At 71.1% G+C, this 13,776-nt stretch carries 12 protein-coding genes; all 12 read right to left on the bottom strand.

Annotated features, from left to right (window positions below):
* Window positions 1-17: 17 nt before the first annotated feature.
* The 12 genes from ON41_RS24315 to hpnC are packed head-to-tail and all read right to left on the bottom strand — an operon-like array spanning window position 18 to window position 13,722.
* Window positions 18-1,094 carry an ABC transporter ATP-binding protein gene (locus ON41_RS24315; RefSeq protein ID WP_040750049.1) on the bottom strand — a complete coding sequence of 359 codons (1,077 nt, stop codon included), beginning with the start codon at window positions 1,092-1,094 and terminating at the stop codon, window positions 18-20.
* Between the two features lie 12 nt (window positions 1,095-1,106).
* Window positions 1,107-1,967, bottom strand: coding sequence for a carbohydrate ABC transporter permease (locus tag ON41_RS24310; protein WP_040750048.1), 861 nt, complete (start codon window positions 1,965-1,967; stop codon window positions 1,107-1,109).
* Entirely contained in the window at window positions 1,964-2,806 is an 843-nt protein-coding gene (locus tag ON41_RS24305) for a carbohydrate ABC transporter permease (RefSeq protein WP_040750047.1), read from the bottom strand. Before ON41_RS24305 ends, ON41_RS24310 begins: the two co-directional genes overlap by 4 nt.
* 1 nt (window position 2,807) lies before the next feature.
* Window positions 2,808-4,112, bottom strand: coding sequence for an ABC transporter substrate-binding protein (locus tag ON41_RS24300; protein ID WP_040750046.1), 1,305 nt, complete (start codon window positions 4,110-4,112; stop codon window positions 2,808-2,810).
* A 50-nt stretch (window positions 4,113-4,162) separates the two neighbouring features.
* Window positions 4,163-5,464, bottom strand: coding sequence for a hypothetical protein (locus ON41_RS24295; protein WP_040750045.1), 1,302 nt, complete (start codon window positions 5,462-5,464; stop codon window positions 4,163-4,165).
* Window positions 5,465-5,519: 55 nt separating this feature from the next.
* Window positions 5,520-6,521 carry an adenosyl-hopene transferase HpnH gene (gene hpnH / locus ON41_RS24290; RefSeq protein WP_040750044.1) on the bottom strand — a complete coding sequence of 334 codons (1,002 nt, stop codon included), beginning with the start codon at window positions 6,519-6,521 and terminating at the stop codon, window positions 5,520-5,522.
* A gap of 5 nt (window positions 6,522-6,526) precedes the next feature.
* On the bottom strand, window positions 6,527-7,654 hold the full coding sequence (locus ON41_RS41815) for a phosphorylase family protein (RefSeq protein WP_051162367.1): 1,128 nt from the start codon (window positions 7,652-7,654) through the stop codon (window positions 6,527-6,529).
* A 4-nt stretch (window positions 7,655-7,658) separates the two neighbouring features.
* A complete protein-coding gene (shc, locus tag ON41_RS24280; RefSeq protein ID WP_040750043.1) occupies window positions 7,659-9,566 on the bottom strand; it encodes a squalene--hopene cyclase in 1,908 nt (635 codons plus the stop codon).
* A 2-nt stretch (window positions 9,567-9,568) separates the two neighbouring features.
* On the bottom strand, window positions 9,569-10,585 hold the full coding sequence (locus ON41_RS24275; protein WP_051162365.1) for a polyprenyl synthetase family protein: 1,017 nt from the start codon (window positions 10,583-10,585) through the stop codon (window positions 9,569-9,571).
* Window positions 10,586-10,625: 40 nt separating this feature from the next.
* A complete protein-coding gene (gene hpnE / locus ON41_RS41135) occupies window positions 10,626-12,002 on the bottom strand; it encodes a hydroxysqualene dehydroxylase HpnE (protein ID WP_051162363.1) in 1,377 nt (458 codons plus the stop codon).
* The gene (gene hpnD / locus ON41_RS41130; RefSeq protein WP_040750042.1) at window positions 11,999-12,886 is read right to left on the bottom strand and encodes a presqualene diphosphate synthase HpnD; all 888 of its coding nucleotides are present in this window, start codon (window positions 12,884-12,886) and stop codon (window positions 11,999-12,001) included. Before hpnD ends, hpnE begins: the two co-directional genes overlap by 4 nt.
* Window positions 12,883-13,722, bottom strand: a complete 840-nt coding sequence (gene hpnC / locus ON41_RS24260) for a squalene synthase HpnC (RefSeq protein ID WP_051162361.1) — start codon at window positions 13,720-13,722, stop codon at window positions 12,883-12,885. Before hpnC ends, hpnD begins: the two co-directional genes overlap by 4 nt.
* Window positions 13,723-13,776 lie beyond the last annotated feature (54 nt).

Genomic DNA, 13,776 nt, shown 5'->3' with positions numbered 1-13,776 from the left:
CCGGATTCCGTGAGGGGTCAGGGGGTTTGGAGGAGCAGGCCGGTCTCGGGGTCGTACCAGCGGCGGGCGGCCGGGGGTGCGGTGAGGGTGAGGGGAGTGTCCGGGCTGGCGTGGAACCCTGCGGGGGCCTGGACCTTGAGGGTCTGGCCGGCGAGGGCGGTGGTGAGGAGGGTGGCGGAGCCGAGGGGTTCCAGGACCTGGAGTTCGGTGGTGAGGGTGTCGGGGCCGGGAGTGTCGGTGACGGTGAGCGCCTCGGGGCGGATGCCCAGGCGGAGTTCGCGGCCGTCGAAGGAGGACAGGGCGGGCGGGACCGCGAGGGATTGCGTGCCGAGGTCGAGACGGCCGGATGCGACGGGGCCGGTGAGGAAGTTCATGGGCGGGCTGCCGAGGAAGCCGCCGACGAATTCGGTTGCGGGACTGTCGTAGACGTCGGTCGGCGCCCCGGTCTGGGCGATGCGGCCCTCGCGCAGAACGGCGACGCGATGGCCCAGCGACAGCGCCTCGACCTGATCGTGGGTCACGTAGATCGTCGTGGTGCCGAGGTCGCTCACCAGCTTCTTCAGGTCGGCGCGGAACGACAGGCGCAGCAGGGCGTCGAGATTCGACAGCGGCTCGTCCATCAGCAGCACGTCGGCGTCCATCACGATCGCGCGGGCCACCGCGACCCGCTGGCGCTGGCCGCCCGACAGTTTCGCGGGATAGCGGTCGAGATAGGGCGTGAGCTGCAGCAGGTCGGCGGCCCAGGCGACCTTGCGGCGGATCTCGTCGGCGGGTACGCCGTGCACGCGCAGGCCGAAACCGATGTTGTCGGCGACCTTCTTGTTGGGGAACACCGCGTAGGACTGGAACACCATCGACAGATTGCGCCGCCGCGGTTCCAGATAGGTGACGTCCCGCCCGCCGATCACGATCTGCCCGGAGTCGGGGAGGTCGAGTCCGGCGATCATGCGCAGCAGCGTGGTCTTACCGCAGCCGGACGGTCCCAGCAGCACCATGAACTCGCCGTCGGCGACCTCGAGCGAGACCTCGTCGGTGGCGCGCACGGTGCCGCCGGGATAGGTCTTCACCAGATCGCGCAGGATCACCTCAGCCATCGCGTTCCTCCGTCATCGCAGCGTCGTCCCCCACATGTTCACCAGATAGCGCCGCATCACGAGGATGAACAGCAGCGCCGGGATGATCAGCGCGAACCCGCCCGCGAACCGGTACGGCGTGGACGCCTCCCCGAGCGAGGTGAGCACCTGGGCGGGCAGGGTGCGGTGGCCCAGCGTCACGATGGTCGCGCCGAGGATCTCGTTCCACGACAGCACGAAGGTGAAGATCGACGACGCGGCCAGTCCCGGCAGCGCCAGCGGCACCACGACCCGGCGCGCCGCCTGCCAGCGGGTGCAGCCGAACACCCGGGCCGCCTCTTCGAGGTCGGTCGGCACGGCGACGAAGATGCTGGCGGTGATGAGCACCGTGGTCGGCAGCGCCAGCACGGTGTGCACCAGCGTCACCGCCAGCACCGTGTCGTAGACGTGCAGGTGCAGGAAGATCGTCGCCAGCGGCACCGACAGCACCACGATCGGCAGCGCCCGCACCAGCAGCACGAACACCTGGTAGGCGTCCTTCCCGCGAAAGGCGTAGCGCGCCAACGCATATCCGGCGGGCGCGCCGACGATCAGCGACCAGAACACGGTGTACAGCCCGACCAGTACCGAATTCCCCAGCGCCGCCACTGTTCCGGTGGACCGGAAGAACGAGACCAGCGTATCGGTCGAGATCTCGCTCGGGACAAGGGGTTTCGGAAATCGGTTGAGCGCGTCCCGGGACGACACCGCCGACAGGGCGATGAGCACGATCGGGAGCGCCATGAAGAGGGTGATGGCGATGCAGGCGATCTGCACGCCTACCGCCCGCCATTGTCGCCTGACTAGCGGAGCGCGGTCGATGGGCGGCAAATCCGCGCGGTGGGCCTCGGTCATCGCGCACCCTCCGGTTCCCGCACCGTGCGCAGATAGAAGACGGCTGTCCCCAGCGAAATCGCCAGTACGACAAGGGAGACGCAGCTCGCTACCGCGGGGTTCTGGAGGTTGGAGTACCACTGGTAGGTCTCGCCGACCAGGAGCGGGAAGTCGCGGCCGGTGAGGGCCTGGGCGACGGCGAAGGCCTGGAGGGCGAGGATGGTGCGCAGGATGAGGGCCACCTGGAGGCTGGGGCCCAGCAGCGGCAGGGTCACGTGGCGCAGCCGCTGCCACAGGTTCGCGCCGAAGACCTGGGCGGCCTCGTCGTAGTCGCGGGGCATCAGCTGCGTCCCGGCGACGACGATCACGAACACCAGCGAGGTGGCCCGCCAGATCTCCGCGATCACCACGGCCAGCAGCATGGTGCCGGTGTGCTGATAGCCCAGCCACTGCACCCCGTTCTCGGACAGCCCGAGCCACACCAGCAGCGAGTTCAGATAGCCCCGGTTGCCGAAGACCGACAGCCACACCAGGCCCGCCGCCAATTCGGAGATCGCCAGCGGCACGCACCACAGGTAGAAGTGCGCTCCGGCGAATCGTGGCCGCGCCTGCAGCAGCAGCGCCATCCCGACCGACAGCACCAGCTGGATCGGCACGACGATGACGATCAGCAGCAGCGTATTACGCAGCGCGGTAAAGAAATACGGGTCGTCGAACAGCCGGTGCCAATTGTCGAGAGTGAAGCCCTCGTCGCCACGGAACGCCGCCAGCACCGCCTGGATCAGCGGCCAGCCGAACAGCGCCGCCAGCAAGACGATCGACGGCAGCAGCAGGATCCAGGGTGATCGGGATCTGGTCATCTCACCCCACCTCGCAGCGGTCGGCGGCGGGGTCCGGGGCCCAGCACGGCACCTTCAGATCGTCGAGGATGCCCTGTAGCACCCGCGCCTGCTGATCGAGCGTGGCGCGAATATCGGCCCCGCCCAGCACGATCGAGCGGAAGCTGTCCTGGAACACCTTGCTCACCTCGCCCTCGCGTTTACCGAGTCCGACCGGAGGCAGCGACAGCAGGGCGTCCGGTGCCCGCTGCTGACGGCGCAGGGCGTCGGCCTCCATCGTCACCGCCGGGGGCAGGTCGCCGGGCACGGGAGTGTCGATCGACGGGAAGAAGCCGTTCGACCGCAGCAGCTCGATCTGCGTATCCGGCTCGGTGAGCGTCGAGATGGTGCGTTGCGCGAGTTCGGGATCCGGGCCGTGCCGGGGCACCGCGAGACCGGTCACCACGGCCATGTACCCGAGTCCGTGCGGGCCGCGCGGTGCGGGCAGCATGCGCCACCGCCCCGGATCCCGCGCGGGCGCCTGCGCCAGCCGGACCACGTGATCCCACGCCATCCGCACCTCCCCGCCGTCCAGCGCGTCCTGCATGAAGTCGTAGCCGGTGCTCGAGGAGGCGCAATTGGCCCACAGCTCGCGGAAGTACTGCCAGGCCGTCACCGCCTCCGGCGAGCGGAAGGTGGTGATCTGGCCGCCGGTGAACGACGGCAGCAGGAAACCCTGAACAAATCTGTGCAGCAACCCTTTCGGCCCCGCGGGCAGCCCGAGCATCGGGCGATTGCCGTTGGCCCGCCGGGCGGCGATCGCCCAGTCGAGGAACTGGTCGTAGGTCAGCGCGTTCGCGTCGACGCCGGACGGCAGCCGCTCGAGCGCGTCGGCGTGCGCGGCGAGGACGTAACTCGCGGTGGCCCAGGGGATGTACCACGTGCGGTCCGTGCCCGACCGGGCCAGCCGCAGGTAGTCGGCGGGCCAGCCGCGGTCCCCGAGATCGGCGAGCAGTCCGGTGAGATCGTTCAGGTAGCCGTCGGCCAGCGGCGCGAGATCGCCGTGCAGCCCGCCCAGCAACCCGATCTTGGTGTCACCGGCGTCGACCTGGCTGCGCACCTGACTCGCGAACGGGCTCTCCTCGATGGTCACGTAGCTGACGCCGGACGCGGTCCGGGAGAGCAGCGAACGGAATCGCTCGGCCTCGTCGGCGGGCCGGAACTGGGTGGACAGGAACACCATTCCGCCCGCGCCGCTGGTGGTGAAGCCGGTGCATGCGGCGGAGAACGCGGCCGCGCCGATGCCCGCTGTGCGCAGAAAGGTCCTGCGCGTCAAGCCGGTTGCCATCGGCGGCTCCCTGTGCGGTGTGATCTTGACGCTCGATCGGTTCGGAAAACTTAAGCGCCGCTCGGGGTCTTGTCAACGCGACGGCGTAACAGCATGCGGGCGAAGAGCAGGCAACCGGTGATCACGGCGACGGCCGCCCAGCCCGGAACAGCCGAGGCGCGCCCGTCGAATTCGCATACCAGGCCGCCGCCCGGCGACGGATCCTCGGCGCAGTCACCGAAACTCAGGCGGGTGCGCAGGGCGAGCACCGCCGAGGGCGCGACGATCAGCACGACGCCGATCACGCGGGACGAACCGCGTCGCGGCAGCGCCGCACCGAGGCCGTACCCCACGACCACGGCCAGCGCGCAGTTCCCGACGCGGTCGATCACGCCGCTGTGGCTGTCGAGATAAACCAGGACCGTCGAGGCGAGTGCCACCGCGGCGGCCGCGCCGAAACCGGCCGTCACATGCGGCCATCGCATGCCGGCCGCCAGCCCGCCGCCGGCCAGCACCAGGAACAGCGGCACCGACCAGGGTTCCAGCGTGGCCGAGATCAGCGCGTTCCCCGCCGCGGTGACGGCCACCGCCATCAGCGGGAAGACACCCTCGTGATCCGGCAGCAGCAGTGCGGCGAGTCCGGCGGCGAGCGTGGCGAGCGCGACCGCCGCGACGACCACGACCGTGCTGTCGCCGCTGCGAGTCACCCATCCCGAGGTCAGCGCCCCGGCCGCGACCAGCAGCAGGCCGGAGACGATCGGGGCCATCGGCAGTTCGACCGACATGCGCTGGACGTCCGGGCGGCGGCGGTTCTGATACGTGCTCACGGCCACCAGCGCCAGCGTTACGCAGATCAGCCACACCGGCGGAGAATCGGTGGCCGTCCAGTGCATCCGGAATTCGCCGTCGTCGGAATGATCCGCGGACGGCAGCGCCTCGGCGACCGAGATGCTGGCGACCATGCCGAGCAGCCAGCCGGCGGTCGGAATCCGGCGTCGCATGACGGCGGTGCCGACGCTGGCGAGCAGCAGGCCGCCGACCGCCGCGTCGAGGAAGTTCATGGTCGCCAGCGAGGCCCCGGGACTGGCGTTGTAGCCGACCAGATGGTTCGCCGTGACGATCGCGATCCCGCACAGCGCCGTGCACCAGGACACCACCTCGCTGTCGGCGGCGGTGAGCACCGTGGCGACGACCACCGCGACGATGGCGCCCGCCGCGACGGCCCGGGGCTGGCTGTAGGCGAGCAGGTTCAGCTGCAGTGGCGAGGATTCGCTCGTCCACCGGAAGTCGATCGGCAAGGCCAGCGACAGCCCGGCAACGAGGGTCGCCAGAAAGGCCGTGACCGTGTCCACCTCGGTGTGGATACGTCGCACTTCGCCAAATTACCTGGTAGCGAGCCTGGCGGCCGCGCGAAACGCCGCGCGCGGGTCAGTTCACCGCGGCCCGGATCGTCTCCCGGAGCGAACCGAGCGTGGCGACGACCGCGGTGGGTTCGTACCCGCAGTGGGCCATGCAGTTGGCGCAGCGCGGATCGTTGCCGCGGCCGAAGCTCGCCCAGTCGGTGTCGTCGATCAGCTCTCGGTAGGTCGCGGCGTAGCCGTCGTCCAGCAGGTAGCAGGGACGTTGCCAGCCCTTCAGTGAATACGACGGGATCGCCCAGGCCGTGCAGTCGAAATCGACCTTGCCCTCCAGGAAGTCCAGGTACAGCGGCGAGTGGTTGAGCCGCCACTTCTTGCGCCGTCCGCCCGCGAAGGCCTTGGCGAACAGCTGGTGGGTGTCCTCCACGCCGAGCCAGTGCTCCTGATCGGGCGCCTTCTCGTAGGCGTAGCCGGGGGCGATCTGCATGTGGTCGATGCCGAGATCGTCGTTGAGGTAGTCGAGGACGTCGATGACGTCCTGCGGCGAGTCCAGATCGAAGAAGGTGGTGTTGGTCATGATCCGGAAACCGGCCGCCTGGGCCTGGCGGATCGCGTCGACGGCCTGGTCGAAGACGCCGTCCTTGCAGACCGAGGCGTCGTGGCGCTCCCGCAGGCCGTCGAGGTGCACCATCCACGCGAAGTTCCGGTGCGGGGCGAACTTGTGCAGGTGTTTGGGCAGCAGGACCGCGTTGGTGCACAGGAATACGATCTTGTTGCGGTCCAGCAGCTGTCGCACGATCTCGTCGATCTGCGGATGCATGAGCGGTTCGCCGCCCGCGATCGACACCATCGGCGCGCCGCACTCCTCGATCGCGCCGACGGCCTGTTCCACCGGCATACGCTGTTTGAGTAGGTCGTGCGGATGCTGGATCTTGCCGCAGCCCGCGCATTTCAGGTTGCACGCGAACAGCGGCTCCAATTCGACCAGAATGGGGAACTTCTCGCGGCGCAGGATCTTCTGCTTCGCGAGATAGGTTCCCAGGCGCAGGGATTGACGCCAGGGCATGGCCATTCAACTCACCTCCCGAGGGTGGAACGATGTTCTTGGTCGGCCGTGGTCTCGCGCACCCGCACCGGGCCCAGCCCGGCCAGGGCGGTGATCAGATCGGATGCCAGCCCGGCCGGGGCCGAGGGGGTCACGGCCATCGCGATCCGCCGCACACCGCGCAGCATCCGCAGATCCACCGCCTCGACACCGTCGACCGGATACACCGGAATACCTTGCGGCGGGGACAGTATGGGCTCCGCCCCTGCCGGTCCGACCAGCACCAGGACAAGATCGACGCGCGACCTGTTCCGCGCCTTCGCCCTCTCGCTCTCCGCGTCGGCTAGCGCCTTCGCCCTCTCGCTCTCCGCGTCGGCTAGCGCCTTCGCCCTCTCGCTCTCCGCGTCGGCTAGCGCCTTCGCCCTCTCGCTCTCCGCGTCGGCTAGCGCCTTCGCCCTCTCGCTCTCCGCGTCGGCTAGCGCCTTCTCGTTTTCCCGGCATGCTTTTGGCCGGGAACCACCGGTGGATTCCGGCCAAAAGCGTGCCGGAAAAATGGAGTGGCCGACGCCGGTGGCGCCGGGGCCGGGCGAATAACACAGCACCACCTCCCGCTCGCCGAGCGCCGCCGACCACTGATCGAGAACCGGTGCGGCACAGCGCAATGCGTGCAGCGCTCGAATGCCTCGGAGGACGGTCCCCGGATGGACGAGGGGCGCGCCGGGGGTGTCCACGATGGCCCGGACGACCACCGTGCGGCCGTCGGGGGCGGCGTCGGCGAGGAAGGCGGATTCGGTGTCGACGGCGAGGGCGCCGGTGGTGGCGAGGCGGGTGCGGGCGGGGCCGTCGACGATGTTCTCGGCGGAGAAGATCGGGCCGAGGTGCACCGGCAGGCCCAGGCGCCGCAGCGCGGCGTGCAGCAGCGGTGCGGCCAGGCTCGGGAGCGCGCTCCCCGCTCTCCGGATCTCCTGTGCGACGACGAGATCCCCGGGGCAGAGCGCGGGATCGAGCGCACCCGCGACCCCGGCGACCGCGATCGCGCCGGTCGGCGAGTTCAGCCGGTGGGTGGGCCCGCGACCGGTCCGCACCATGGGCGCGGCGGTCGCCCCGCGCAGGGCCGCCCACTCGCTCCGCAGTGGGGCACAGACGGTTCCGGGGTGCATGGGCTCACCCGTCCTCGCGACTCAGATACCTGCCGAGCGCCCAGATCGGGAACACGAGCCGGTACAGGTGATAGTTGATGTAGAAGTCCCCGGGGAACCCGGTGCCGGTGAAGAGGTCCTCGTCCCATCCGCCGTCGGGCCGCTGCGTGCCGACCAGCCAGCGGATTCCGCGATCGATGACCGCGCGGTCCGCGTCGGCGGCCAGCAGGGCCAGCAGCGCCCAGGCGGTCTGGGAGGCCGTCGATTCGCCGCGCCCGATCCAGGTCGCGTCGCGGTACGAGCGCAGATCCTCGCCCCAGCCCCCGTCGCGGTTCTGGTGAATTCGCAACCAGCGCACCGCGGCCCGGATGTGCCGGGACCGCCGGTCCACACCGGCCGCGATCAGCGCGGGGACGACCGCGCCGGTGCCGTAGACGTGATTGGCGCCCCAGCGGCCGAACCACGACCCGTCCCGTTCCTGATGCGCCAGCAGCCAGCGCACCCCGCGACGGCACTCGTCGCCGGATGCGCGGCCGAGCGCGGCGAGCATCTCCACGACGTGCGCCGTGACATCGGCCGACGGCGGATCGGTGACCGCCCCGAAATCGCAGAACGGCAGGGCGAGAGGGAGTTTCGAGGTGTTGTCGGCATCGAAGGCGCCCCAGCCGCCGTCGGCGGACTGCATGCCGGTCGTCCACTCCGCGCCCCGCTCCACGGCCGCGCGCAGCCGCGCCGGATCGGGGTGCGCGACCCTGTTCAGCGCCAGGACGATCAGCGACGAGTCGTCGGTATCCGGATAGCCGTCGTTGGCGAATTCGAAGGCCCAGCCGCCCGGCGTCAGGTCGGGACGGCGCACCTGCCAGTCGCCGCCCGCCGTGATCTGCTCGTCGAGCAGCCAGTCCGCGGCCCGCAGCACGGCCGGATCGTCGCCGGGCACACCGGCATCCAGCAGCGCGGTGACGGCGAGGGCGGTGTCCCACACCGGCGACTGGCACGCCTCGAGCCGGCGCACCTCGCCGTCGGGGGTCTGCTCGTGGACGACGAAACCCTCGAGTCCGTCCAGCCCGGCGCGCACGGCCGGGTGGTCCAGGGAGTAGCCCAGCAGATGCAGCGCGAGCAGCGAATACACCCAGGGCGGCTGGATGCCGCCCCACCCGCCGTCGGCCTCCTGCCGGGCCAGGATCCATTCCGCCGCCTGCCGCATCGCGAGATCGCGCACCCAGCCCAGCGGGCGGCGCGCGTACCCGTGCAGCACGGTGTCCAGCCGCTGGAAGGCGCCGGAGACGCTGAACAGCGAATCACGCTGCGGCGCAGGCGATCCGGCGCGCAGTTCGTCGATGCCGAACGGCAGCGGGCGGACCGGCCGCAGCGTGGCGACCACGGTCAGCGGCACCACGGTCTGCCGCGCCCAGCACCCCCAGTCGTAGACGTTGAGCGGGAACCAGGGCGGCAGGAAGACCAGTTCCGGTGGCAGGTTGGGCAGATCGTCCCACGACCACAGCCCGAACAGCGCCAGCCAGATCCGGGTGAACACCCGGCTCGCCTCGACACCGCCGCCCGCCCGCACGAAGTCGGCGGCCGCGCGCATATGCGGCGCGGCGGGGGAGTCACCGGCCAGCCGCAGCGCCACCCATGCCTCGACGGTGGTGGACAGGTCGCCGGGACCGCCGTGGAAGGTCGCCCAGGTGCCGTCCTCGCGCTGCTGCGACCGGATCCAGCGGGCGGCGGGCTCGGTCACCCGCGGGGTGCTGATGCCCAGGAATTCGCGCAGCAGCAGATCCTCGGCGTCCATGGTCACGTTGGTGGCCAATTCGCCCTTCCACCAACCGTTGTCGTCCTGGAGGCCACGCAGGTGGGCGACGGCGGCGTGCAACGCGTCGTGGACGGACGCGAGGTCGTCGGTCGCGGTGGTCGCGGTGTCGATCACTGTCATGCTCACGCACTCCGTTCGACGATGAAATTCGCCAGGTCGGTCAGATCCCTGCGGGCGGTCTCCGCCATCGGCACCACGGCCAGCGACCGCTCGGCCAGCGTGATCCGCCGGCGGGCCTCGGCCCGCGCCCAGCGCCGCCCGCCGCCCCGGTCGACCAGATCCGCCGCGGTCCGCAACTGCGCCTCGGTGAGGGCGTCCGGCTGGGCGAGCAGCAGCGCCAGCTCGCGTCCCGCCGGACCGCCGGCCTCCAGCGTCCGCACGACCGGGAGCGACTTCTTGCGCGAGCGCAGATCCGAGCAGACCGGCTTACCGGTCGTCTCCGGATCGCCCCAGATGCCGAGCAGATCGTCGACCAGCTGGAATGCCAGGCCGAGGTGGTGGCCGAAGTGCTTCATCGCCGTGACCGAGCGCGGCGGCGCGCCGGACAGCACCGCGCCGATCGACGCGCTGGCGGCCAATAGCGCCGCCGTCTTCCCCGTGGCCATCCGGACGCATTCGGCGAGCGTGACGTTGTCACGGTGCTCGAAGCCGACATCGGCGGCTTGGCCCCGGATCAGCTCCCGGGTCGCGGCGCCGATCATCCGGGCGGCAGGAACCGCCTGCGGCGAACCGGATTCCAGTAGCACCTCGGGCGCCAGGGAGAGCATCGCGTCCCCGGCGAGGACCGCCACCGCGTCACCCCACACGGCCCAGACCGTCGGCCGGTGCCGGCGGGTGGCGTCGCGGTCCATCAAATCGTCGTGGACCAGGGAGAAGTTGTGCACCAGCTCGACCGCGGCCGCGCCGGGCAGCGCGCGGGCGTCGTCGCCGCCGACGGCCCGCGCGGCGTGCAGCACCAGGCGGGATCGCAGGGATTTGCCGCCGTTCGTCCGTACCGGCCGGCCGTGCTCGTCGCACCAGCCGAAGTGGTAGGAGACCACCGGCCGGATCGTGTCGTCGAGCCGGTTCACCGCTTGCCGCAGTGCCTCTCGGACCGCATCGCTGCCGGTGTCTACCTTCGCCGCCGTGGTCGTGGTCACCGAATCACCTCCGAGACGTGCGCGCGGTAGCCGGATCCCGTCATCGGACCGCCTCCCGGGAGCGGATGGGGGAGAGGTCCGAAAGTAGTGCGGCGGAAGCGGATTCGCCGCTGCGGACCGCGCCCTCCATGGTCGCGGGCCAGCCGGTGGCGGTCCACGCGCCCGCCAGGTAGAGGCCGGGGAGCGCGGTGCGGGCGGCCGGGCGCAGGCGGGTGGTGCCGGGGGAGGGGCGGAAGGTGGCGTGCCGCTCACGGGTGACGAAGAAGTCGCGGACCTCCGCCGCACGAGTGGCCGGGAGCAGGGCGTTCAGGGCGGGGAGGAAGCGCCGGCGCAGTTCGGCGGTAGGCAGGTCGACGAATTCGTCGGCGGCGGAGACCGAGACCGCGAGGTACTGGCCGTCGTCCAGGCCCGAGGCCGCGGTGCGGTCGAACACCCACTGCGCCGCCGTCCCGATCCCGGCCAGGAACGGCCCGTCCATCACCTTCCGGTCGTAGACCGCGTGCACGTTGATGATCGGCGAACTACCCAGGGCGGCAGCCCAATCCGGGCCCAGGTCCACCGCGCCGGGCGGTAACAGGGCCGCGGCCGCATCCGGCGGCACCGCGAGTACCACCGCGTCGGCCGTGACGGCGGTGTCGTCGGCCGACAGCGCCCAGCCGCCCGGGGCCTGCCGGACAGCCGTCACCTTCGCGTGCGTCACCACGTCTACGCCGGATGCGGCCAGCGCCCGCCCCGCCGCCTCACCGTGCAACTGCCCCAGGGGAACTCGGGCCCAGCCGATATCCGCCGCGGCCGCCTCGGTGAGCAGCCCGATCTGGAAGACGGTGGCCGCCAGGGCCAGTGAGACGTCGTCGGCGCGGGCGTTGAGGGTCGCGATCCCCACCAGATCCCACAGGCTCTCGATCGCGGCGCGGTCCTGGCCGTATTCGCGCAGCCACGCACCGAAACTCGTGGTGTCGCTGCGGGGATCGGCCGGATCGACGGCGCGGAGTGCCAGTGCGGCGCGGACGAACCGCACCCGCGCGGCGGTGTCCAGCCACGGGTAGCGCAGCAGGGCCCAGCTCAGGTGCAGGGGAGCGGGCAGCGACAGGCGACGCAGCCGGCCCGCCGCGGTGAACGTCTCAGCCGTCGAAGTACCGGGTGACAGCCCGCGTACCGGAATATCCAGTCGCTCTTGGAGATTCACGTCCCGCTCCACGCCCAGCCGGGTGAGCAGGGCGCGGTACCGCTCGCAGCAGCGCAGGAATACGTGCTGGCCGTTGTCCACCCGCAGCCCGCCGCGCTCGAACGAGTAGGTCAATCCGCCGAGCCGGGGCCGGGATTCGTAGAGGGTCACCCGATATCCCGCATCGGCGCAGGCCAGCGCCGCCGTGATACCCGCCAGCCCGCCGCCGACCACCGCCACCCGGGGAGTCACCGCACACCCGCCAGCGTCGCGGAGGACCGCAGCAGCGCGCTCGAGGCGACGCGGGCCTTCTCCCACCCCGACAGGGACAGCCGCCGGTCGTACACCGCCGCGGGATTCGCGCGGATGCGGGAGTTCAGCTGCCGGTAGATGCCCGCCATCGCGGCGCAGCAGGCGGCGCTGCGGCTGTCCAGTTCGGGGAGCAGCCGCAGGCCCAGGCAGTACCAGTTCTCGGCCCGCTCGGCGGCCGTGCGCACGAGCGCCGCCAGCCGCCCGTCCGGATCGCTGAGCGCCCCGGTGGCGTCGAATTCCAGCCGCACCCCGAACCGGTCCAGCTCGTCGCGCGGCAGGTAGACGCGGCCGTCGCCGAGATCCTCGCGGATATCGCGCAGGATATTGGTCTGCTGGAGCGCGATGCCGAGCTGATCGGCGAACAGCGGCGCCCGGGGATCGGAGCCGGTGCCGAAGACCGACAGGCACAACCGGCCCACGGATCCCGCGACACACCGGCAGTACGTGGTCAGATGGGCGAAATCGGCGTATCCGGTCCCGTCCACGTCCATCTGCACACCGTCGATCAGCTCGCCGAACGCGGGCATCGGCACGGGATAGCGTCGCGCGGTCTCGGCGACGGCGACCAGCACCGGATCGTCCTGGCCGCCCGGGTCGTCGAGGGATTTGCGCAGCAGCGCCAGCGCCTCGGTCTTGGCGGCCGGAGCCAGCGCGCCGTCGCCGATATCGTCGATGCGGCGGGCGAGCGCGTAGAGCGCGCACAGCGCGGACCGCTTGTCCGGCGGCAGCAGGCGGATGCCGTAGTAGAAGTTCTTGGCCTCGGTGCGGGTGATCTGCTCGCAGGCCGCGTAGGCGTCGGCGACCGTGGGAATCGTGGCCGTCATCGCGACACCACCGCCGCACGGCCGAGGAGAGCCACCATCGTGCGTACGGTGTCGACATGTCCGGGAACGACTTTTCGCGTCCAGACATCACCGCCGGCCGCGCGCAGCGCCCGCGCGGTCGCGTAGCCGCCCGCCACATACCCGCCGACCGCGATCCGCGCCCACCCGGTGAGCCGCCCGACCAGCACCGCCCCCTCGTCGAGCAGAGCCGAGGCCCGGTTTACCTGGCGCAGCACCACGGCCCGCGGCCCGGGGCCGCCCGTGATCAGCTGTTCGTCGGCGACACCGGTCAGATCGTCCTGTGGCAGGTAGATCCGCCCCGCCCGGTAGTCCTCCGCGACGTCCTGGCAGTGCTCGAGGATCTGCAACGCCGTGCACACCCGGTCGGACAGCGCGGTGGTCGCGGGTGTGGCCTGCCCGAAGACGCCGAGCACGATCCGCCCGATCGGATCCGCGGACAGCCGGCAGTACTCGAGCAGATCCTCGAACGTCGCGTACCGGGTGACCCGCTGATCGGCCAGATTCGCCTCGATCAGGCGCTGGAACGGCTCCTGCGCCAGCCCGCACGCGGCCACCGTCGGCGCCAGCTCCCGGAACACCGGCTCGGCCGGGGTGTCACCGGTCCACACCAGCGCCAGATCCGCGCGCAGCGCCAGCAACCGCGCGGTGCGGTCGCCGGTCGATCGGTCGCCCACATCGTCGATCGTGCGGGCCACCGCGTACACCGCGTGCAGGTGGTCGCGCAGGTCACGGGGCAGCCAGCGCAGCGCGACGGGGAAGTTCTCCTCCCGTTCCCGGGCCCGCGTCCAGCGGGGGCGGGCTGTCGCTGCGTCCATGTCTCGATGGTGCGGGCTGCCCCGCGCACAAATCTTCAACCATCGAGGTGATTT

It is taken from the genome of Nocardia transvalensis NBRC 15921 (assembly GCF_000308875.1).
In the GTDB taxonomy this organism is placed as follows: domain Bacteria; phylum Actinomycetota; class Actinomycetes; order Mycobacteriales; family Mycobacteriaceae; genus Nocardia; species Nocardia transvalensis.
Note: the sequence above shows the minus strand (reverse complement) of the source record. Positions and strands in the feature narration are given on the sequence as shown.